This window comes from Streptomyces lydicamycinicus (genome assembly GCF_000829715.2).
GTDB classification, from domain to species: domain Bacteria; phylum Actinomycetota; class Actinomycetes; order Streptomycetales; family Streptomycetaceae; genus Streptomyces; species Streptomyces lydicamycinicus.
The window spans coordinates 692,571-713,343 of record NZ_BBNO01000008.1; the positions used below are offsets into that span (position 1 = coordinate 692,571).

The 20,773-nt window shown below is 72.5% G+C and carries 18 protein-coding genes; 4 read left to right on the forward strand and 14 right to left on the reverse strand.

Annotated features, from left to right (window positions below; genetic code table 11):
• Positions 1-213: 213 nt before the first annotated feature.
• The gene (locus TU31_RS29255; RefSeq protein ID WP_285440662.1) at positions 214-1,434 is read right to left on the reverse strand and encodes an AI-2E family transporter; all 1,221 of its coding nucleotides are present in this window, start codon (positions 1,432-1,434) and stop codon (positions 214-216) included.
• Between the two features lie 134 nt (positions 1,435-1,568).
• Positions 1,569-1,763: a DUF3046 domain-containing protein gene (locus TU31_RS29260; protein ID WP_042159897.1), complete on the reverse strand. Its 195-nt coding sequence runs from the start codon at positions 1,761-1,763 to the stop codon at positions 1,569-1,571.
• A gap of 77 nt (positions 1,764-1,840) precedes the next feature.
• Between TU31_RS29260 and TU31_RS29265 the strand changes: the two genes are divergently transcribed.
• Positions 1,841-2,761 (forward strand): hypothetical protein, encoded by a 921-nt coding sequence (locus tag TU31_RS29265; protein ID WP_042159899.1) that lies wholly within the window; start codon positions 1,841-1,843, stop codon positions 2,759-2,761.
• 30 nt (positions 2,762-2,791) lie between these two features.
• Here the strand turns inward: TU31_RS29265 and TU31_RS29270 are convergent, their stop codons facing one another.
• The 3 genes from TU31_RS29270 to TU31_RS29280 all read right to left on the reverse strand — a co-directional run bounded on the left by TU31_RS29270 (position 2,792) and on the right by TU31_RS29280 (position 4,921).
• A complete protein-coding gene (locus TU31_RS29270) occupies positions 2,792-3,100 on the reverse strand; it encodes an AzlD domain-containing protein (protein ID WP_042159901.1) in 309 nt (102 codons plus the stop codon).
• Positions 3,097-3,930 carry an AzlC family ABC transporter permease gene (locus TU31_RS29275; RefSeq protein WP_042159903.1) on the reverse strand — a complete coding sequence of 278 codons (834 nt, stop codon included), beginning with the start codon at positions 3,928-3,930 and terminating at the stop codon, positions 3,097-3,099. Before TU31_RS29275 ends, TU31_RS29270 begins: the two co-directional genes overlap by 4 nt.
• A 79-nt stretch (positions 3,931-4,009) precedes the next feature.
• Positions 4,010-4,921, reverse strand: a complete 912-nt coding sequence (locus tag TU31_RS29280) for an AraC family transcriptional regulator (RefSeq protein WP_042159905.1) — start codon at positions 4,919-4,921, stop codon at positions 4,010-4,012.
• A 135-nt stretch (positions 4,922-5,056) separates the two neighbouring features.
• On the opposite strand from TU31_RS29280, the gene TU31_RS29285 reads away from it, so the two are divergent.
• The 3 genes from TU31_RS29285 (at position 5,057) to TU31_RS29295 (ending at position 11,600) form a co-directional block, all read left to right on the forward strand.
• Positions 5,057-9,829: an Lhr family helicase gene (locus tag TU31_RS29285; protein ID WP_042159907.1), complete on the forward strand. Its 4,773-nt coding sequence runs from the start codon at positions 5,057-5,059 to the stop codon at positions 9,827-9,829.
• A gap of 125 nt (positions 9,830-9,954) precedes the next feature.
• Positions 9,955-10,791 (forward strand): Fpg/Nei family DNA glycosylase, encoded by an 837-nt coding sequence (locus tag TU31_RS29290; protein WP_042159910.1) that lies wholly within the window; start codon positions 9,955-9,957, stop codon positions 10,789-10,791.
• Positions 10,792-10,823: 32 nt separating this feature from the next.
• A complete protein-coding gene (locus tag TU31_RS29295) occupies positions 10,824-11,600 on the forward strand; it encodes an SDR family NAD(P)-dependent oxidoreductase (RefSeq protein WP_042159912.1) in 777 nt (258 codons plus the stop codon).
• Here TU31_RS29295 and TU31_RS37370 read toward each other — a convergent pair.
• From TU31_RS37370 to TU31_RS29335, 9 genes are all read right to left on the reverse strand, one after another.
• Positions 11,548-11,901 carry a hypothetical protein gene (locus TU31_RS37370; RefSeq protein WP_181018682.1) on the reverse strand — a complete coding sequence of 118 codons (354 nt, stop codon included), beginning with the start codon at positions 11,899-11,901 and terminating at the stop codon, positions 11,548-11,550. The genes TU31_RS29295 and TU31_RS37370 overlap by 53 nt on opposite strands.
• Positions 11,902-12,069: 168 nt before the next feature.
• A complete protein-coding gene (locus TU31_RS29300) occupies positions 12,070-12,540 on the reverse strand; it encodes a Dps family protein (protein WP_042159914.1) in 471 nt (156 codons plus the stop codon).
• 195 nt (positions 12,541-12,735) lie between these two features.
• A complete protein-coding gene (locus tag TU31_RS29305) occupies positions 12,736-13,119 on the reverse strand; it encodes a helix-turn-helix domain-containing protein (RefSeq protein WP_018092941.1) in 384 nt (127 codons plus the stop codon).
• Positions 13,120-13,213: 94 nt separating this feature from the next.
• Entirely contained in the window at positions 13,214-13,750 is a 537-nt protein-coding gene (locus TU31_RS29310) for a CinA family protein (protein WP_042159917.1), read from the reverse strand.
• The gene (pgsA, locus tag TU31_RS29315) at positions 13,747-14,397 is read right to left on the reverse strand and encodes a CDP-diacylglycerol--glycerol-3-phosphate 3-phosphatidyltransferase (protein WP_042159918.1); all 651 of its coding nucleotides are present in this window, start codon (positions 14,395-14,397) and stop codon (positions 13,747-13,749) included. The genes TU31_RS29310 and pgsA overlap by 4 nt, the downstream gene beginning before the upstream one ends.
• The gene (gene rimO, locus TU31_RS29320; protein ID WP_042159920.1) at positions 14,394-15,896 is read right to left on the reverse strand and encodes a 30S ribosomal protein S12 methylthiotransferase RimO; all 1,503 of its coding nucleotides are present in this window, start codon (positions 15,894-15,896) and stop codon (positions 14,394-14,396) included. Before rimO ends, pgsA begins: the two co-directional genes overlap by 4 nt.
• A gap of 103 nt (positions 15,897-15,999) precedes the next feature.
• Entirely contained in the window at positions 16,000-16,809 is an 810-nt protein-coding gene (locus tag TU31_RS29325) for a helix-turn-helix domain-containing protein (RefSeq protein ID WP_042159922.1), read from the reverse strand.
• A 224-nt stretch (positions 16,810-17,033) separates the two neighbouring features.
• Complete coding sequence (locus TU31_RS29330) at positions 17,034-19,799, reverse strand: DNA translocase FtsK (protein WP_245698850.1); 2,766 nt, start codon at positions 19,797-19,799, stop codon at positions 17,034-17,036.
• A gap of 92 nt (positions 19,800-19,891) precedes the next feature.
• Positions 19,892-20,551: a response regulator gene (locus TU31_RS29335; RefSeq protein WP_042159926.1), complete on the reverse strand. Its 660-nt coding sequence runs from the start codon at positions 20,549-20,551 to the stop codon at positions 19,892-19,894.
• Between the last annotated feature and the right edge of the window lie 222 nt (positions 20,552-20,773).

Here is a 20,773-nt window from a genome sequence, read left to right on the forward strand (position 1 = left end):
CTTCACGTCCATGACGCTAACGCCTGCCACTGACAATGCGCCCGGACCCGGCTCCGGCCTGTGGATAACTCCGCGAAAAGCCCGAGGACAGCGGCCGGAGCTCCCATGAGAATGGATGTTCGATTTTGGTGTCAAGCGGCCTCACCCACACGTCGTGGGCGGGGAACCGCCCCGCGCGAGGCCGCCCCGCCCCTTCGATGGTGCGCCCCTCCGTCAGCCGGCGTCCTGGCCCTCGGCCGGGGTGCCATCCGCCTTCCGGTCCTCCAGCGGAGCCGACGGCTGCGTGTCGTGCAGGTTCCGCCGCATACGGGCCAGGGCCCGGACCCCCAGCTCGCGTCTGCCGTGGACCCGGGGGTCGTCGGTGACCTCGTACCGCTTCACATACGCGCCGAGGAAGGCTTGCAGCGTCGCCGTCGCCGGGATCGAGATCAGCGCGCCCACCGCGCCCATCAGAGCCGTGCCGGCGACGACCGAGCCGAAGGCGACGGCGGGATGGATGTCCACCGTCTTGGCGGTGATCCGCGGCTGGAGGAGGTAGTTCTCGAACTGCTGGTAGATCACAACGAAGCCGAAGACCCACAGGGCGTACCAGGGATCGACGGTGAACGCGATCAGGACCGGCAGGGCGCCCGCGAGATAGGTCCCTATGGTCGGGATGAACTGGGAGACCAGGCCCACCCACATGCCCAGCGCCGGGGCGTACGGGACCCCCAGGATCTCCAGCAGCACGTAGTGCGCGATACCGGAGATCAGCGCCATCAGGCCGCGCGAGTAGAGGTAGCCGCCGGTCTTGGCGACCGCGATCTCCCAGGCGCGCAGCACCTCCGTCTGGCGGTGCGGCGGCAGCACGGAGCACAGCGCGCGGCGCAGCCGGGGCCCGTCGGCGGCGAAGTAGAACGAGAACAGCGCCACCGTCAGCAGGTTGAACAGACTGCCCAGCACCGTCGCGGAGACGGCCAGCACGTTGTTGGCGCTGTCCGTGACGTACTTCTGGAGCCAGTCCGACTTGAGCAGGTTGTTCTGCACCTGGACCCGCGAGAGGTGGGTGTGCAGGGTGTTGTTGATCCAGCTGATCACGGAGTCCAGGTACTGCGGGAACTCCTCGACCATGTTGGCTATCTGGCCGGCGAGCATGGAGCCCAGCAGCGCGAAGAATCCGGCCGCGGCGACGAGGATGCCCAGGAAGACCAGACCGGTGGCCAGCCCGCGCCGCATGCCCCGGGCGGCCATCCAGTCGACGGCAGGTTCGACGGCCAGCGCGAGGAAGAACGCGATCAGCACGTTCAGCAGCAGCGTGATCAGCTGGTGGAATCCCCAGGTGGCGAGCTGGAAGCAGGCCACCAGGGCGAGCGCGAGCACCATGGCACGCGGAAGCCAGCGCGGCATCCGCGCATCGGACCGGTCCTCGGGGCGTGGGACGTCGTTGCTGGGGATCTCATCTGACTCGGGCACGGACCCAAGTGTCGCGTACGGTCATGACATTCCCGGTCCCGGACCGTGCCCCGGCCCGCGCCGCCCGGCCCCCGGGCCCTCTTCCGCCCAGGTCAGAGCCCTGCGAAGGGATCCGTTCAGCGTTTGTCGGACGGCACCTCCATGACCGAGCAGACCACCCGCCACACCTCCTTGGCGCTCCACCCCGCGTCCAGCGCCTCGTGCACGGTCCGGCCGCCGAGGCCGGACATCACATGATCGCGCGCGAAGGAGTCGGCATACGCCGCACCGAAGTGATCCGCCATCCGCTGCCAGAAGACCGTCAACCGCATGCCTTCAGTATCCCGCCCTGGGAGGGCAGCGGTCGCGAGCCGGTGCCACCGGGAGGAAACGGCCCTACGGTCAGCCCATGGCCGAAAACGTAAGCTCACCTTCGACTCCTCTGGCGCGAGCCGAGCGATTCGTCTGGCTGACCGCCCGGGTACTCGAGCAGCGGCTCTTCGAGTACCACTTCCTCGGCGGCGGGGCCGACCCCGTGGAGACCGCGCTCGCCGCGTACCGCAACGACGACGACGGCTTCGGCCACGCCCTGGAGCCCGATCTTCGCGGCCCGGTCAGCCAGCCGCTGCACACCGCGCACGCCCTGAAGGTCCTCGATCTGATCGGGCGGTGCGACGGCCGCCAGGTGGAGCGGATCTGCCGCTATCTGACGAAGATCTCCACCCCGGAGGGCGCGCTGCCCGCGCTGCACCCTTCGCTGCGCGGCTATCCGTCCGCGCCCTGGATCCCGGTGGTCGACGATCCGCCGAGCGCCCTTCTGGCCACCGGTCCCGTGGTGGGTGTCCTGCACCGGAACGAGGTGTGGCACGCCTGGCTGTTCCGGGCCACGGACTACTGCTGGGCGGCCGTGGAGTCGATGGAGGAGACCCACCCGTACGAGGTCGAGGCGGCCGTGGCCTTCCTGGACGGCGCCCCGGACCGGCCGCGGGCCGCCGCGGCGGCGCAGCGGCTCGGCCGGCTCGTACGGGACCGGCGTCTGGTGCTGCTGGACCCGGAGCAGGCCGCGGACGTTCCGGTGGCACCGGGGTACGCCCCCGGGGAGCACCACCTCGCCTACGACTTCGCCCCCGCGCCCGGCTCACTGGCCAGGGACTGGTTCACCGACGACGAGATGGAGCGGGCGCTGGACCACCTCGTCGCGCTCCAGGAGGAGGACGGCGGCTGGCCGGTGAACTGGCGGGTGTGGGCACCCGGGACGGCGCTGGAGAGCCGTCCGATGGTGACGCTCAAGGCGCTGCTGACCCTCCGGGCGTACGGGCGTCCCCTCTAGGGCCTTCCGCACGAGGGCCTTCCGCGGCGCTCACCCTCCCAGGGCCCGCACCCCCGCGGTGACAGCCACGGCGACACCGATGACCAGGAGGAACGGCGCCCGCAGGACGAGCGCGACGGCCGCGGCGGCCACCCCCGCGGCCTTGGCGTCGAGCATCAGGTGCCGGCCGTCGCTGAAGGTCTGCTGGGCGGTGAGCGCGGCCAGCAGGGCCACCGGCAGCAGCGCGGCCAGCCGTTTGACCAGCGGGCGCTCCAGCAGGCCGGCGGGTGCCGCCAGGCCGAGGTACTTGACCAGGTAGCAGCCGACAGCGGTGACGGCGATCGCGATCCAGACGTTCATGCCCGGTCCTCCTCGTTGGCGGGGCGGCTCTCGGGGTTTCCCTCCGGGCGCGCGGGCGCCCCGGCGTCGTGGGCCGGGGCGCCCGGCTCCTGCGCCGTCCCCCGCCCGCGGCGCCCCTGGACGACGAGGACGGCGGGTGCGGCGAGCGCCGAGACCAGCACCGGCACGCCGGTGGGCAGCAGCGGCAGCGTCACCATGACCAGCACCACGGCGAGACCGGCCGCGACCCGCTCCACGGTGTCCTTGAGCATCGGCGCCAGCAGCGCCAGGAAGACCGCGGGACCGGCCGCGTCCAGGCCCCAGGCCTCGGTGTCGCCGAGCGCCTCGGCGCCCAGGGCACCGGCGAGGGTGGTGAGGTTCCACAGGACGTAGAGGGTCAGCCCGGTGACGGTGAAGCCGAGCCGGGCGGTGCGCCGGTCGGGCTGGGCCAGGGTGACGGCCGAGGTTTCGTCGATGACCCAGTGGGCGGCGAACGGTTTGACCGTGGCCCGGTACCCGAGGACGGCGGACAGCCGCAGCCCGTAGAAGGCGTTGCGGGCCCCCAGGAAGAACGCGCCGGCCGCGGCGGTGAGCGGGTTGCCGCCCGCCGCCAGCGCGCCTACCAGGGCGAACTGGGAGGCCCCGGTGAACACCAGCAGGCTGAGCGCGCAGGTCTGCACGAGGCTGAGCCCGACGCCGGCTGAGGTCACGCCGAAGGCGAATCCGGAGAGGCCGACGGCGATGCCGACGCCGAGCGCGTCCCTGATGACGGCGGCGTCGGAGGTCGCGGGCGGTGCCGGCGGTGGTGGCGCGGCCCGCTCCGTGGTGCGTATCTCTGTCTGTTCTGGCACGTCCCGGACCTTAGGTTCCGGGACTGTCGCAGGTCTTGTACGTTCTTGCGCCCGGCACGCACACCGCCCGACCGCGCACTCAGAGCCCGTCCGCTCGTACCGCCCGCCCCTGGGCCGACCGCTCCCTCCGGTACGCGCCGGGCGGTACGCCGACGATCCGGGTGAAGTGCCGGTTCAGATGCGGCTGGTCGGTGAAGCCGACGGCGAGGGCCGTATCGGCGGGTGTGCGGCCCGCTTCCAGGAGCCTGCGGGCCCGGCGCACCCGGGCGTCGGTGAGCCAGGTGTGCGGCGGCATGCCGTAAGCGCTCCTGAAGGCCCGCAGCAGCGCGAACGGGCTGGTGCCGAGCTCCTGCGCCAGCCGCTCCAAGGAGGGCGGGTCGGCCATCCGCTCCTCCAGGACGGCCCGGGCGCGGGCGGCGGTCCGGGCGCCCGCGGTGCGGGGCGTACGCGCCGGGAGGGGGCCTCCGTAGCGGCGCAGCAGCCGGGCGAGGACGGTCCGCAGCAGGCTGTCGGCGGCCAGGGCGTTACCGGTCTCGGCGGCCCGGTGAATCTCGGTGATCATGCGGCCGAGCTGTGGCTCCTCGGCGGTCGTGCGGTCGAAGCCCGGGGTGCCGCGCAGCGCTGTGGTCTCCTCGGCGATCTCCGCGACGAGCTCGTAGGACGGGTAGAGCGTGGCGTAGGTCCAGCCCTCGGGTGCGCCCGCCCGCGCGGTGTGCGCGACCTCCGGGTTGATCATGATGATGCCGCCGTGGCCGGCCCGGACGGTGCCCTGCCGGAGCCCGACCTCCTCGATGCCGGAGGTGACCGCGCAGACCACATAGCCGTCGTGCGCGTGGCGGGGGAAGGAGTGCCGGACGTAGCGGGCGCGCAGCAGGTCGAGGCCCGGCAGCCCGTCGTAGCGCCAGTGGCGCGCCCACTCGCCGCGCGCCCGCGGCACGGCCGCCGCGCCGGGCCCGCCGTCGGCCGCGCTCTCCCCGCTGACCATGACCATGCCGCCATTCTGCGTCCGCCGGACGTCCGCCGGCCGGCCCGTCCGAAGCGTGGACGGCCGGAAAAGGCCCGGTCGGCGGCGGTGGGCGCGGTGCGCGGGTCCGCGTTGTCAGTGGTCCGGTGCACGATGGGGGACATGGCCGAGGCAGCGTTCGAGACGTTCTCCCCCGCGACCCGCGGTTGGTTCGCCGGGGCCTTCAGCGCGCCCACGGCCGCGCAGGAGGGCGCCTGGCGGGCGATCGGCGCGGGCTCCGACGTCCTCGTGGTGGCGCCGACGGGCTCGGGCAAGACGCTGGCCGCCTTCCTCGCGTCCCTGGACGCGCTGGCGAGCACACCGCCGCCCGCCGAGCCGAAGAAACGCTGCCGGGTCTTGTACGTCTCCCCGCTGAAGGCACTGGCCGTCGATGTCGAGCGCAACCTGCGCAGTCCGCTGACGGGCATCCGCCAGGAGTCGGTCCGCCTCGGGCTGCCGGAGCCGGACATCACGGTCGGCATCCGCTCCGGGGACACCCCGCCCGCCGAGCGCCGGTCGATCGCCAACCGCCCGCCGGACATCCTCATCACGACCCCCGAGTCGCTGTTCCTGATGCTGACGTCCTCGGCCCGGGAGGCGCTGGCGGGCGTCGAGACGGTGATCCTGGACGAGGTCCATGCCGTGGCCGGCACGAAGCGCGGGGCACATCTGGCGCTGTCCCTGGAGCGGCTGGACGAGCTCCTGGCCCGCCCGGCGCGACGGATCGGACTGTCGGCGACGGTCCGCCCGGTGGAGGAGGTGGCCCGCTATCTGTCGCCGCGGCGCCGGGTGGAGATCGTCCAGCCGCCGTCCGGGAAGCGCTTCGACCTCTCGGTGGTCGTCCCGGTGGAGGACATGGGCGAGCTGGGCGGCTCGCCCGTCCAGGAGGGCGACACCGGTGAGAAGCCGTCCATCTGGCCGCAGGTCGAGGAGAAGATCGCCGATCTCGTCCAGGCCCATCGCTCCACGATCGTCTTCGCCAACTCCCGCCGTCTGGCGGAGCGGCTGTGCAACCGTCTCAACGAGATCGCCTACGAGCGGGCCACGGGCGAGGCCCTCCCGGAACACCACTCCCCCGCGGAGCTGATGGCCGAGGCCGGGGCCGCCAAGGGCGCACCGGCGCTGCTGGCCCGTGCCCACCACGGTTCGGTGTCCAAGGAGCAACGCGCCCAGGTGGAGGAGGACTTGAAGGCGGGCCGGCTGCCGGCCGTGGTCGCCACCTCCAGTCTGGAGCTGGGCATCGACATGGGCGCGGTCGATCTGGTCGTCCAGGTGGAGTCGCCGCCTTCGGTCGCTTCCGGGCTCCAGCGCGTCGGGCGGGCCGGTCATCAGGTCGGCGCGGTCTCGACGGGCATCGTGTTCCCCAAGTACCGCGGCGATCTGGTGCAGGCCGCCGTGGTCACCGAGCGGATGCGCTCCGGCGCCATCGAGGCGCTGCGGGTGCCGGCCAATCCGCTGGACGTGCTCGCCCAGCAGCTCGTCGCCATGGCCGCGATGGACACCTGGGACGTCGAGGAGCTGCTGGCCCTGGTCCGGCGTGCCGCCCCGTTCGCCGCGCTACCCGAGTCGGCGTTCACGGCCGTGCTGGACATGCTCGCCGGCCGCTATCCCTCCGATGCCTTCGCCGAGCTGCGGCCGCGCCTGGTGTGGGACCGCGTCGCCCACACCGTCACGGGCCGCCCCGGGGCCCAGCGGCTGGCCGTCACCTCCGGTGGCACGATCCCCGACCGCGGCCTGTTCGGGGTGTTCCTGGCGGGCGGCGACTCCGGCAAGGGCGGTGGTGGGAGACGGGTGGGCGAACTCGACGAGGAGATGGTCTACGAGTCCCGCGTCGGCGATGTCTTCACACTCGGCACGACGTCCTGGCGCATCGAGGACATCACCCGCGACCGGGTGCTGGTCACTCCCGCCCCCGGGGTGCCGGGGCGGCTGCCCTTCTGGAAGGGCGACCAGCTGGGCCGCCCCCTGGAACTGGGCCGCGCGCTCGGCGCGTTCCTCCGCGAGATCGGCTCGCTCGCACCGGAGGACGCCGGGGCCCGGCTGTCCGCCGCCGGGCTGGACGACTGGGCGGTGTCCAATGTGCTGAGCTACCTCGCCGAGCAGAAGCAGGCCTGCGGCCATGTCCCCGATGACCGCACGATCGTCGTGGAGCGGTTCCGCGACGAGCTCGGCGACTGGCGGGTGGTCATCCACTCCCCGTTCGGCGCGCAGGTCCACGCCCCCTGGGCGCTGGCCCTCGGCGCCCGCCTCGCCGAGCGCCACGGCATGGACGCCCAGGTGATGCATGCCGACGACGGCATCGTGCTGCGGCTCCCCGACGCCGATCTGATGGGCCTCGACCTCCTCGACGGCGACGGCGGTTTCGACCCGTCCGCCGGCCCGCCCGGCCACGGCGCGGAGTACGACCCCGAGCAGTCCCCCGTGGGGGCCGCCGATGTCGCCTTCGACCAGGGCGAGGTGGACCAGCTCGTCACGGACCAGGTCGGCGGCTCCGCGCTGTTCGCCTCCCGGTTCCGGGAATGCGCCGCCCGTGCCCTCCTGCTGCCGCGGCGCAGTCCCGGCAAGCGCACCCCGCTGTGGCAGCAGCGCCAGCGGGCCGCCCAACTCCTCCAGGTGGCGAGCGAGTTCGGCTCCTTCCCGATCGTGCTGGAAGCCGTCCGCGAATGTCTCCAGGACGTCTTCGATGTCCCGGGCCTGGCGGAGCTGATGGGGGACATCGAGGCCCGCCGGGTGCGCCTGGTGGAGGTGACCACCCCCGAGCCGTCCCCGTTCGCCCGGTCGCTGCTGTTCGGCTATGTCGCCCAGTTCCTGTACGAGGGCGACTCCCCGCTCGCCGAGCGCCGCGCCGCCGCCCTCTCCCTGGACTCCCGGCTGCTCGCCGAGCTGCTCGGCCAGGCGGAGCTGCGCGAGCTGCTGGACGCCGAGGTGCTGGCCGAGCTGGAGCGCGAGCTCCAGTGGCGTACGGACGACCGGCGGGTCAAGGACGTCGAGGGCGTCGCCGACGTCCTGCGGCTGCTGGGGCCGCTGACCGATGCCGAGCTGGCCGAGCGCGGTGCGGACCCGGCGTGGCCCCGGGAGCTGGCCGCCGCCCGCCGGGCCCTCTCCGTACGCATCGCCGGCGCCGACCACTGGGCCGCCGTCGAGGACGCCGGCCGGCTCCGTGACGCGCTGGGCACGGCGCTGCCGGTCGGTGTCCCGGAGTCGTTCACCGAACCGGTCAAGGACCCGCTCGGCGATCTGCTGTCCCGCTACGCCCGCACCCACGGCCCGTTCACCTCCGAGCAGGCCGCCGCCCGCTTCGGCCTCGGCACGGCCGTCACCGACGGGGCGCTCCAGCGTCTCGCCGCCGCCGGCCGGGTGGTCCAGGGCGAGTTCCATCCCGCGGGTATCGGCCAGGAGTGGTGTGACGCCCAGGTGCTGCGCAGGCTGCGCCGCCGCTCCCTCGCCGCGCTGCGCGAGGAGCTGGAGCCGGTGCCGCCCGCCGCGCTCGCCGCCTTCCTCCCCCAGTGGCAGCACGTCGGCGCACCGCGCCCGGCACCGGCCGGCGGTGTGTCCGCGCCCCTCGGCGGCGCCTCGCACAGCCTGCGCGGCATCGACGGCCTGGTGCGCGCCATCGAGCAGCTCCAGGGCGCCCCGGTGCCCGCCTCCGCCCTGGAAAAGCTGGTGCTGCCGTCCCGCGTCGGCGGCTACACCCCCGCCCTGCTGGACGAACTCACCGCCACCGGCGAGGTGTTGTGGGCCGGCGCCGGTGCGCTCCCCGGCAAGGACGGCTGGCTCTCCCTGCATCTCGCCGACTCCGCCCCGCTGCTGCTCCCGCCGCCGCTCCCGCTGGAACTGACCGCGCTGCACGAGTCGTTGCTGACCGCCCTCGCCCCCGGTTACGGGCTGTTCTTCCGCCAGCTCGCCGACCAGGTCCGCGCCACCACCCACCCCGACGCCACCGATCCGCAGCTGGCCGACGCACTGTGGGACCTGGCCTGGTCGGGCCGGCTGACCAATGACACCCTCGCCCCGCTGCGCGCCCTCCTCGGCTCGGGCCGTACGGCCGGCTCGACCGCCCATCGCGCCCGCCGCGCCGTCCCCCGGGGCCGGTACGGCTCGCTGACCGCGGCCGCGGGCCGCGGCGGCCGGCCCACCGCCTCCCGCTCCGGCCCGCCGACCGTGGGTGGCCGCTGGTCGCTCCTGCCCACCACCGAGCCGGACCCCACCCACCGCGCCCATGCCCTGGCCCGTGCGCTCCTGGACCGGCACGGCGTCGTCACCCGTGGCGCGGTCGCCGCCGAAGGGGTCGAGGGCGGGTTCTCCGCCGCGTACCGCGTACTCGCCGCCTTCGAGGAGTCCGGCCAGGCCCGTCGCGGCTATGTGGTGGAGGGTCTGGGCGCGGCCCAGTTCGCGATGGACGGGGCGGTGGACCGGCTGCGCGCGGTCAGCACCCAGCGGGAGCGCACCGCCGATGCCGCGCTGCCGGAGAGCGGCCCGGCGCAGTCCCGGCGCGGCGGGCCGCAGCGCGCCGTGGTCCTGGCCGCCGCCGACCCCGCCAACGCCTACGGCGCCGCGCTGTCCTGGCCCGAGCCGCCCGAGGGCTCGACCCACAAACCCGGCCGCAAGGCGGGCTCCCTGGTGGTCCTCGTCGACGGCGAGCTGACGCTCTACATGGAGCGCGGCGGCAAGACCCTGCTCATCTGGCCGCTCGGCCACACACCGGACCGGCCCGCCACGGACCCCCGTCTCCAGCTCGCCGTCGAGGCCCTCACGGATGCCGCCCGCGCCGGCGCCCTGGGCACCATCACCACCGAACGCATCAACAGCACCGCGGCCCTCACCTCCCCGTATGCCGTCACCCTGGAGACCGCCGGCTTCCACCCCACCCCCCGGGGCCTGCGCCTGCGCGGATGACCACAGCGGCGCCCCGCTCGGCGCCCGCCCCGCGGGCCGAAGGCTCCCGGCTCCCGGCTCCCGGCTCCCGGCTCCCGGCTCCCGGCTCCCGGCTCCCGGCTCCCGGCTCCCGGCATGATGGTGGCATGCCCGAAGGTGACACCGTCTGGCGCTTGGCCCAGCGGCTCCGCGATGCGCTGACCGGCGGCCCGCTGACCCGCTGCGATCTGCGCGTGCCCCGGCTGGCGACGGTGGATCTGACCGGCCGCGGAGTGCTGGACGTCCTCCCCCGCGGCAAGCACCTCCTCACCCGCTTCGAGGGCGGTCTGACCCTCCACTCCCATCTGCGGATGGACGGCGCATGGCAGATCTACGCCCCGGCCGAGCGCTGGCGCGGCGGCCCCGCGCACCAGATCAGGGCGGTCCTCGGCACCGCGGACCACACCGCCGTCGGCTACCGCCTCCCCGTGCTCGATCTGCTGCGCACTGCCGAGGAGTCCCGGGTCGTCGGTCATCTGGGGCCCGATCTCCTCGGCCCGGGCTGGGACCCCGCCGAGGCCCTGCGCCGCCTGCTCGCCACCCCGGAGCGCCCCCTCGGCGAGGCACTGCTCGACCAGCGCAATCTCGCCGGCATCGGCAATGTCTACAAATGCGAGCTGTGCTTCCTGCTGCACGCCTCGCCCTGGCTCCCCATGGGGGCACTCCCCCGGCCGGAACGCGTGCCCACGCTCGCCAAGAAGCTTCTCGAAGCCAACAAGCGACGCCCCGCCCGTATCACCACGCCCAGTGCCCGCCCCGACCGACGGCTGTGGGTCTACGGCCGGGCCGGCCGCCCCTGCCTGCGCTGCGGCACCGGGATCCGCACCGCCGACCAGGACCCCACCGCCGAGGAACGCGTCACCTACTGGTGCCCCACCTGCCAGCCGGACCCACGGGGCACCCGCCCCGCCGGCCGACCCGAAGGACCTCCGCACCCCAATTGACGCCCCGTCAGATCTCTCCCTACCCTCGTCCCATGCCTCTCACGGCGTACGACCTCACGGGCCGCACCGCGCTCGTCACGGGCGCGGCGAGCGGCATCGGCCGCGCCACCGCCACCCTCCTCGCCGACGCCGGAGCCACCGTCCACTGCGCCGACCTCGACGAACAGGGCGCACAGGCGACCGCCGCGGCCATCACCGCGGCAGCGGGCTCCGCGCACGCCCATCGGCTCGATGTCACCCGGCGCGAGCAGGTCGCCGCCGTCGTCGACGCCGCCCGCAGCTCCACCGGCCGACTCGACGTGATGGCGAATATCGCCGGAGTCATGCACTCCGCCCCCGTCCTGGAGACCGAGGACGCGGATCTGGACCGGGTCTGGAACACCAACTTCAAAGGCGTGCTGTACGGCTGCCAGGAGGCCGCCCGCGCCATGATCGCCACCGCCACCCGGGGCTCCCTTGTGAACATGGCTTCCGGCGCGATCGACACCGGCGCCCCCGGCCTGCTCTCCTACGGCGCCGCCAAGGCCGCCGTCGTCCAGCTCACCAAGACCCTGGCCACCGAGGTCGGCCGGCACGGCATCCGCGTCAACGCCGTCGCCCCGGGCTGGATCCGTACGGCGATGACCGACCGCCACACCGCAAAGGCGCAGCAGCAGGCGGAGGGACCGATGATCCGGATGTCGCCGCTGGGGAGGGTGGGAGAGCCGGAAGACGTCGCCCACACCGTGCTGCACCTGGCGTCGGACGCCTCGGCCTTCATGACCGGCCAGGTCCTCCGCCCGAACGGCGGCGTCGCCATGCCCTGGTGAGCGCCCCCCGGCGCTCCCGGACCCGCCGGGCCGCCCGCGCCAGGGCGCGATGGCAGAGGCCGTCCTTGCGGTTCTCCCGCGGTACGCAGTGCACCGGCAGCAGACTCAGCCCCCAGCCGCCCACCAGCACAGCACCCTCGACCACCCCCGCCGACTGCGGCCACACCACCAGCCGGACCGCGGCCCACCACCACAGCCCCCCGGCGACGACCCCGGAGAGGACTACGGCCGCGGATATCCGGCGCCCCGGCACGGCACCCGAACGCCGTCCGGCCGGTCCGCGGGCCTCACGCCACCCCATGGCTGCCTCCTCCGGCCGACGCTAGACGGGTCCCGCCGCCCGACGGGAGGGCGCACCGGGGCTTTTCCGGCGCGCAGCCGGTCCCGCAAGCCCCGGAACAGCCCTCGACGCCGCCGGCCCCGTCAGGCACACCCGAGAGCCCGGGGCCTCAGCACACGCCGCCGTCCGTCACTGGGCCTCGGCCTGGAACATCCAGTGGTGCTTCTCCAGGTCCGCGGTCAGCCCGATGAGGATGTCCTGGCTGACCGGGTCCGCCTCCGCGGTGGCGAGGATCCGCTCGCGCATCCGGCCGATGACCGCGCTCAGCGCCTCCACCATCGCCCGCACCACATCGCCGTCCTTGATCCAGCCGTCCTTGATCTCGCCGATGCCGCTGGTCTTGGCGACGGTGACCGCCCGCCCGTCAGGGGACACCCCGATCGCCGCCGCCCGCTCGGCCACCGTGTCGGCGTGCTGCCGTCCGCTGGCGACCACCTCGTCGAGCTGGAGATGTACGGAGCGGAAGCGCGGCCCGATGACGTTCCAGTGCACCTGCTTCGCGACGAGGGAGAGATCCACCAGGTCGACGAGGGCTCCTTGAAGGGCGTTGCCGACGATGCCGCGGTCCCCGTCGGACAGTGTGCTCTTGACGACAGACATCCAGATACTCCTGTTCGGGCGATTTATCCGGTTTAGCCATCGTATAAATGAATCGCCCGTTCCGAGCTGCCCGGACGGTCCGGCCGAGCGCCCCCGCCAGGCCCGGATTCACCACGCACACCCGCCCCCGTACGGGCAGCACAAAGCCCCGGCAGGCTGCGCCTACCAGGGCTTCGATGCGTACGAACAGGGGTGTCAGGCCGCGACGACATCCACGACGTCTGCCGGGGACTTGATGGTCACGCGGTCCTCCGGCACACCGGCCAGGGACGTGACGGACACCGAATTGAGCTTGGGCCGTACCGGTGCGGGCACCGGGTCGCTCGCGGCCGCGGACGCTGCCAGCTCGGCGAGCGCCAGCTCATCGCTGACCTCCCGCATGAGCTCGGACATCCGCACATCCAGCGCGTCACAGATCGACGAGAGCAGCTCGGAGGAAGCCTCCTTCTGCCCCCTCTCCACCTCGGACAAATAGCCGAGCGATACCCGGGCGGAGGAAGAGACCTCGCGCAGGGTTCGGCCCTGGCGCTGACGCTGTCGGCGCAGCACGTCACCCAGCAGGCGACGAAGCAGAATCATCGCTGGCTCCCTCCTCGGACCTCGGATCCGGATCCTTCTCGCCCCACCGTACCGCCTCGGGCGGTACCAGTGCCGGGCGCAAGTACGTGTTCACTCAGGGCTGCAAACATCCATTCCCCCCGTGTTGTTCCGTATCCTGTGCCCGCGTATTTTCTGTCAGTTCGCTCAACAACAGTGCGAGCACGGCGCGAATGGTGTCCTGGCGGATCCGGTCACGGTCCCCCGCCAGCGACAGGCGGCGCACCGCTCCGGCACCGTCCGGTCCCTGCACCGCCACGAAAACGGTGCCCACCGGATGCCCGTCCTGCGGATCGGGACCGGCCACACCCGTGGTGGCCAGACCCCAGTCGGCGCCCAGCACCCGCCGCGCACCGCTCGCCATCTGCCGGGCGACCTCTCCGTCCACGGCACCGCGCGCGGCCAGCAGGGCGCCGTCCACGCCCAGCACCTCCCGCTTGACCTCGGTCGCATACGCGGTGACCGAGCCCCGGATCACCCGCGAGGCCCCCGGGACCGCGGTCAGCGCGCCCGCCACCAGGCCGCCGGTCAGCGATTCGGCCACGGCCAGGCTCTGTCCCCGCCCGGCGAGCACCTCCAGCGCCCCGGCGGCGGCAGAACCCGGCCCGCTCACCGGGCCGCGTCCCGCTCGGCGCGCACGGCCCGCTCCCGGGCCAGCCCGGCCCGGCGCAACACCACGGCCTGCCGGACGTAGTCAAGTCCGGTGACGACGGTCAGTGCCACCGCCACCGCCATCACCCACCAGCGGAACGTGGCCAGCGGACCGGTCAGCACCAGGACGTACATCCCGACCGCGGTGCCCTGCGCCAATGTCTTGATTTTGCCGCCACGACTGGCCGGAATGACGCCGTGTTTGATCACCCAGAACCGCATCAGCGTGATGCCGAGCTCCCGGAAGAGGATCACGCCGGTCACCCACCACGACAGATCGCCCAGCACCGACAGACAGACCAGGGCTGCACCCATGATCGCCTTGTCCGCGATCGGGTCGGCGATCTTGCCGAAGTCGGTGACCAGGTTGTACGCACGCGCCAGATGCCCGTCAAAGACATCGGTGATCATGGCGACGGCGAAGGCGGCCCAGGCGAAGACGCGCCAGACGGGATCGGTGCCGTCGCCATGCATCAGCAGCAGCACGAAGGCCGGGACCAGCACCAGCCGCAGCATCGTCAGGACATTGGCGATGTTCCACAGCCCGGCCTGCCGGACGACCGGCGCCGTGCGCGGGCCGCCAGCTGCGGATGCCGGGACTCCGGTCATCTGCCCGCCTCCTCGGTACACCCCGTGCCCTCCACCGACAGCACCTCCGCGACGAGGTCCACGCCCTCGCTCGCCACCACCTTTGCTTCGACCATACGACCGGGCTCCAGTTCCCGGTCGGTCGACAGCAGGGTGACGCCATCGGTCTCCGGGGCCTGGTGCGCGGCCCGCCCGACGACACCGTCCTCGTCGTCGGTCCGGTCGACCAGCACCCGCACCGTCTCGCCGATCCGCTCCTCGGCGCGCTGCGCGGTCAGCTCCTCCGCCAGCCGCGAGACCCGCGCCAGCCGCTCGGCGACCACGTCCGGGTCGACCTTGTCCTCGTACGAGGCGGCCTCGGTGCCGTCCTCGTCGGAGTAGCCGAAGACGCCGATGGCATCGAGCCGGGCCTCGGTGATGAAACGCTCCAGCTCCGCCAGATCGCTCTCGCTCTCGCCGGGGAAGCCGACGATGAAGTTGGAGCGGGCTCCGGCCTGCGGCGCCTTGGTGCGGATCGTCTCCAGCAGCTCCAGGAAGCTGTCGGTGCCGCCGAAGCGGCGCATCGCCCGCAGCACACCGGGCGCCGAGTGCTGGAAGGACAGATCGAAGTAGGGCGCGACCTTGTCGGTGCCGGTCAGCACGTCGATCAGGCCGGGCCGCAGCTCCGCTGGCTGGAGATAGCTGACCCGGATCCGCTCGATGCCGTCGACGGCCGCCAGCTCCGGCAGCAGCGTCTCCAGCAGGCGGATGTCGCCGAGGTCCTTGCCGTAGGACGTGTTGTTCTCGGAGACCAGCATGATCTCCTTGACGCCCTCTCCGGCCAGCCAGCGCGTCTCCCCCAGCACATCGGAGGGCCGACGGGAGATGAAGGAGCCGCGGAAGGACGGGATGGCGCAGAAGGAGCAGCGCCGGTCGCAGCCGGAGGCCAGCTTCACCGAGGCCACCGGGCTGGTGCCGAGCCGGCGGCGCAGCGGGGCCCGCGGTCCGGAGGCCGGCGCGATGCCCTCCGGCAGGTCCTCGGGCGGGGCGGCCGGCTCGTCGGCACCCAACTGGGCGTGGCCGGGCAGGGCGACCGCGGCGGAGCCCTGGCGCTCGGCCGGGCTGATCGGCAGCAGCTTGCGGCGGTCGCGCGGGGTGTGGGAGGCGTGGATGCCGCCGCTCAGGATGGTCTGGAGCCGGCCGGAGATATCGCTGTAGTCGTCAAAGCCGAGCACCCCGTCCGCCTCGGGCAGCGCCTCGGCGAGCTCCTTGCCGTAGCGCTCGGCCATGCAGCCGACGGCCACCACGGCCTGGGTTCTGCCGTGATCCTTCAGATCGTTTGCTTCCAGCAGGGCATCGACGGAGTCCTTCTTGGCGGCCTCGACGAAACCACAGGTGTTGACGACGGCGACATCGGCATCGGCGGCTTCCTCGACGAGCTCCCAGCCGTCCGCTGCCAGGCGGCCTGCGAGCTCCTCCGAGTCCACCTCGTTACGGGCGCAGCCAAGAGTGACAAGGGCGACGGTACGGCGTTCGGGCATAGGGCTCAGCCTACTTTGTCCCGGCCACCCCCTTGGCGAGCAGGTCTCCGCCGCCGGTCCCGGGGCCCGGGGCCGGGCGGCGGACGCCTCCTGACAAGGGCACTCAGCCCGCCTGGGGGTCCCCTGGCGTGTAGCTGAGCCGCTCGACGGTGCCCTTCTCGCCGACCTGCTTGACCTCCTTGCCGTTGACGTACAGCTGCACGGCTCCGGCGTTACCGAGGACCAGGTCGATCCGCTTCTTGTCGGTGATCGTCTTGGACTCGCCCTGCTTGAGCAGACCGTCCTCCAGGAGCTTGCCGTTGGCGTCCTTGGCGGAGATCCAGCTCTGGCCGTCGCGGGCGGTCACCTTGATCGTGACCTTGTCCTTCGGCAGTCCGGCGACGGCGCTGTCGGAGGGCTCGGGGTCGGGCTTGATAGGCGGCTTGATCGTGGAGGGATGGCGGGTGGGAGCCGGCGCCTTCGCATGGGCGTCACCGGCCGCGACCGGGCCGCCGTTGCTCTTGTCGCCGCCCGTGAAGAGCGTGAAGCCCGCGAATCCGACCACGGCGACGATCGCCGCGACCATCGCCGCGGTCCAATTGGGGCGGCGCGGCTCGGAGCGGATCCGTTCGGCTTCGAAGAGCGGCGCGGCGGGGGTCGGCGCGGGCCGGCCGCCGTGCTCGGCGTCGAACTGGTCGATCAGGGGTCGGGGATCGAGGGATACGGCACGGGCGAGCGCCCGGATGTGCCCCCGGGCGTAGACGTCGCCGCCACAGCGGGAGAAATCGTCCTGCTCGATCGCGTGCACGAGAGGGATGCGCACCCGTGTCGTCGTACTGACCTCTTCGACGGTCAGTCCCGCTCCGATACGGGCCTTCTGGAGGGCAGCACCGACGGAAGGCCGGTCTGCTTCGGGGGAGTTGCCGATGGACACGGGGGCGCCTTTCGAGCGTGTAGCCACCTGCTGGAAGTTCAGTCTAGGGGTGGAGCGAAAGGGTCGGGCAAGCGGGAGAGCGGACTTTGTACGCCATCGGAACGCCGTCGGCGGTGCCCTCGGGCTGGATGGTGCGGCATCGTTCCCTCATCTCCCTCAACTTGACGTCGCGGCAGCAGAAACGGTTGCTTTCTTCTTCCCTACGAGTGACCCGGATGTCAGTGCTACTCGGTAGCCTCCCCCCGGATCACCGCCAGCACTCCGTCCAGTTCATCAGGCTTCACAAGAACGTCACGAGCCTTGGAACCCTCGCTCGGCCCGACGATGTTCCGCGACTCCATCAGGTCCATCAGCCGGCCGGCCTTGGCGAAGCCCACCCGCAGCTTGCGCTGGAGCATCGACGTCGACCCGAACTGAGTGGAAACCACCAGCTCAGCGGCCTGACACAGCAGATCGAGGTCATCGCCGATGTCCTCGTCGATCTCCTTCTTCTTCGCCGTGCCGACGGTGACGTCATCGCGGAAGACGGGCGCCATCTGGTCCTTGCAGTGCTGGACGACGGCCGCGACCTCCTCCTCGGTCACGAACGCGCCCTGCATGCGCACCGGCTTGTTGGCACCCATCGGCAGGAACAGCCCGTCGCCCTTGCCGATCAGCTTCTCGGCGCCCGGCTGGTCGAGGATGACCCGGCTGTCGGCGAGCGAGGAGGTGGCGAACGCGAGCCGGGAGGGCACATTGGCCTTGATCAGGCCGGTGACCACATCGACGGACGGGCGCTGGGTGGCGAGCACCAGGTGGATGCCCGCCGCGCGGGCGAGCTGGGTGATGCGGACGATCGAGTCCTCCACGTCCCGCGGCGCGACCATCATCAGGTCCGCCAGCTCGTCCACGATGACCAGCAGGTACGGGTACGGCGCCAGCTCGCGCTCGCTGCCCTCGGGTGAGCTGACCTTGCCGCTGCGCACCGCCTCGTTGAAGTCGTCGATGTGCCGGAAGCCGTAGGCCGCGAGATCGTCGTAGCGCAGGTCCATCTCGCGCACCACCCACTGGAGCGCCTCGGCGGCGCGCTTGGGGTTGGTGATGATCGGCGTGATCAGATGCGGGATGCCCTCGTACGCGGTCAGCTCGACGCGCTTGGGGTCGACCAGCACCATCCGGACGTCCTCCGGCGTGGCCCGCACCATCACCGAGGTGATCAGACAGTTGATGCAGGAGGACTTACCGGAGCCGGTGGCACCGGCCACCAGGATGTGCGGCATCTTCGCCATATTGGCCATGACGTAGCCGCCCTCGACGTCCTTGCCGAGCGCCACCAGCATCGGATGCTCATCGCCCGCGGCATCCGCCAGCCGCAGCACATCGCCGAGGTTGACCATCTCGCGGTCGGTGTTGGGGATCTCGATGCCGACCGCGGACTTGCCGGGGATCGGGCTGATGATGCGGACATCGGGGCTGGCCACCGCGTAGGCGATGTTCTTGGCCAGGGCGGTGATCTTCTCGACCTTGACGGCCGGACCGAGCTCGACCTCGTAGCGGGTGACCGTCGGACCCCGGGTGAAGCCGGTGACCGCGGCATCGACCTTGAACTCCTGGAAGACCGTGGTCAGCGCGGTCACTATGGCGTCGTTCGCGGCGCTGCGGGTCTTGCCGGGCCCGCCCCGGGAGAGCAGGTCCAGCGAGGGCAGCGAGTAGGTGATGTCACCGGACAGCTGGAGCTGCTCGGCGCGGGCCGGCAGCTCGCCCGAGGGCTCGGGCGGCGCCTTGGTGAAGTCCGGCACGGCCGGGGTGCGCTCGTTCGTGGACGGCTCCGGCTCCGCGCCGCGGGCCGGCGGCACCGTGCCGCTCTCCCCCGCGGTGTCCTCGCCGTCGCGGCCCCGGCGCTCCCCGGAGATGCTGCTGCTGAGGCCGGCGACGAGCGGTGACGGCTGGACTCCGTGCAGCACCGCGCCGTCCAGCGCGGCGGCGGCCGCGGCGGCGACGTCCACCGCGTCCATCGGCCGGGCCGGATCGGACTGGGCGGAGGCCCGCCGCGGCCGGCGCCGCTTGGCCAGCGCCGCTTCCTCTATCGCGTCCGGGTCGTGCGCGGCCGGTGCGGCGGCGCTGCGGCGCGGCTTGCGGGCGGGCTGCTCGCGCCATTCCTCCGCGTAGTCCTCGACCTCGTCGTGGTCCACCTCGGGATGCACCACGCCCAGCTTGATGCCGAGCGCCCGCAGCCGCTGCGGGATGGCGTTCACCGGCGTCGCGGTGACCACCAGCAGCCCGAAGAGGGTCAGCAGCGCCAGCAGCGCCACCGCCAGGGTCTGTCCGACGGTGAAGATCAGCGGCTTGGACGCGACCCACCCGAGATAGCCGCCCGCGTCCTGTATGGCGGCCAGCCCGTTGTCCCGGCCCGGCGAGCCACAGGCCATCGCGACCTGCCCGAGGACGCCGACCACCAGCGCGGACAGCCCGATCACGATCCGGCCGTTGGCCTCCGGCTGCTCGGGGTGCCGGATGAGGCGTACGGCGATGCCGCCCAGCAGTATCGGTACGACCAGATCGAGCCGGCCGAACGCGCCGGTCACCAGCAGCTCGACGAGGTCGCCGACCGGGCCGCTGAGGTTCGACCAGGTGCCGGCCGCGATCACCAGCGACAGCCCGAGCAGCAGCAGCGCCAGCCCGTCCTTGCGGTGCGCCGGATCGAGGTTCTTCGCGCCGCGGCCCACCCCGCGGAACATCGCCCCGATCGCGTGCGCGAGCCCCAGCCAGCAGGCGCGGGCGAGACGGTAGATGCCGCCGGTGGGCGACGGCGCCGGTTTCGGAGCGGCCTTCTTCGCGGCGGCCCTCTTGGCCGGTGCCTTCTTCGCGGCCGCCGCCTTCTTGGCCGGCGGCTTCGCGGGTGCTTTCTTCGCGGCGGTCTTCTTGGCGGCGCCGCCCGCGGTCCGTCCGGCGCGCTGCTTCGAGGGGCCCGCCGTGCTCTGGGTTCCCTTGCCGGACGTACGTGAGGCCATGGCGACGAGATTACAGGCGAACGCAGGCATGACACGAGCGCACGGCGCTTCACCCGAACGTGTCGCGCGCCCGTCTCATGAAGGGGCGTCAGTCACCCCGCGACGCTTCCCGACCCCGGCTCCAGGGCGTCCAGCGCCCTGCGCAGTCCGGTCAGTTTGCGCTCCAGATGCGCCGCGGTGGCGACCGCCGCCGCGTCCGCCGTCTCGTCCAGCTGCTTGGACAGCGCCTCGGCCTGCTCCTCGACCGCGGCCAGCCGCGCGGAGAGCTCGGCGAGCAGCCCCGCGGACTCCCGCGCCTCGTCGGCGCTCGGCCGGCCGCCCTCCAGCTGAAGCCTCAGCAGGGAGGCCTGCTCCCGCAGTTGGCAGTTCTTCATGTAGAGCTCGACGAACACCGAGACCTTGGCGCGCAGCACCCACGGGTCGAACGGCTTGGAGATGTAGTCCACCGCGCCGGCCGCGTACCCGCGGAAGGTGTGATGCGGGCCGTGGTTGATGGCCGTGAGGAAGATGATCGGGATGTCGCGGGTCCGCTCGCGCCGCTTGATGTGCGCGGCGGTCTCGAAACCGTCCATCCCCGGCATCTGCACATCGAGCAGAATCACCGCGAAATCGTCCGTGAGCAGTGCTTTGAGCGCTTCCTCCCCGGACGATGCCCGCACCAGTGTCTGATCGAGCGCGGAGAGGATCGCCTCCAGCGCCAGCAGATTCTCCGGCCGGTCATCGACCAGGAGGATCTTGGCCTTCTGCACCATGGCCCGTCCTCCTCGCCCCGGCATCGAACCGGACGCCGCCCCAGGGGACGACTCCGTCACGCCGCCCGTCCTTGTGCCGGTCATGGTAGCTGCACCCCGCCTGTCGCCACACCCTGTCACCGCGATGTCACTGTGCACGTTGCAGAAACGCAGACAGGGACCAGAAGGTTCCCCGAATCCCACGCTTCCACACGTCCGCGGCAACACTGAGTCAGCACGCGA

Bases quoted from the DNA above. Each gene is read 5' to 3' on its own strand.
- TU31_RS29260 (WP_042159897.1), bottom strand. From the start codon at position 1,763: ATGCGGTTGACGGTCTTCTGGCAGCGGATGGCGGATCACTTCGGTGCG.
- TU31_RS29265 (WP_042159899.1), top strand. From the start codon at position 1,841: ATGGCCGAAAACGTAAGCTCACCTTCGACTCCTCTGGCGCGAGCCGAG.
- TU31_RS29270 (WP_042159901.1), bottom strand. From the start codon at position 3,100: ATGAACGTCTGGATCGCGATCGCCGTCACCGCTGTCGGCTGCTACCTG.
- TU31_RS29280 (WP_042159905.1), bottom strand. From the start codon at position 4,921: ATGGTCATGGTCAGCGGGGAGAGCGCGGCCGACGGCGGGCCCGGCGCG.
- TU31_RS29285 (WP_042159907.1), top strand. From the start codon at position 5,057: ATGGCCGAGGCAGCGTTCGAGACGTTCTCCCCCGCGACCCGCGGTTGG.
- TU31_RS29290 (WP_042159910.1), top strand. From the start codon at position 9,955: ATGCCCGAAGGTGACACCGTCTGGCGCTTGGCCCAGCGGCTCCGCGAT.
- TU31_RS29295 (WP_042159912.1), top strand. From the start codon at position 10,824: ATGCCTCTCACGGCGTACGACCTCACGGGCCGCACCGCGCTCGTCACG.
- TU31_RS37370 (WP_181018682.1), bottom strand. From the start codon at position 11,901: ATGGGGTGGCGTGAGGCCCGCGGACCGGCCGGACGGCGTTCGGGTGCC.
- TU31_RS29300 (WP_042159914.1), bottom strand. From the start codon at position 12,540: ATGTCTGTCGTCAAGAGCACACTGTCCGACGGGGACCGCGGCATCGTC.
- TU31_RS29305 (WP_018092941.1), bottom strand. From the start codon at position 13,119: ATGATTCTGCTTCGTCGCCTGCTGGGTGACGTGCTGCGCCGACAGCGT.
- pgsA (WP_042159918.1), bottom strand. From the start codon at position 14,397: ATGACCGGAGTCCCGGCATCCGCAGCTGGCGGCCCGCGCACGGCGCCG.
- rimO (WP_042159920.1), bottom strand. From the start codon at position 15,896: ATGCCCGAACGCCGTACCGTCGCCCTTGTCACTCTTGGCTGCGCCCGT.
- TU31_RS29330 (WP_245698850.1), bottom strand. From the start codon at position 19,799: ATGGCCTCACGTACGTCCGGCAAGGGAACCCAGAGCACGGCGGGCCCC.
- TU31_RS29335 (WP_042159926.1), bottom strand. From the start codon at position 20,551: ATGGTGCAGAAGGCCAAGATCCTCCTGGTCGATGACCGGCCGGAGAAT.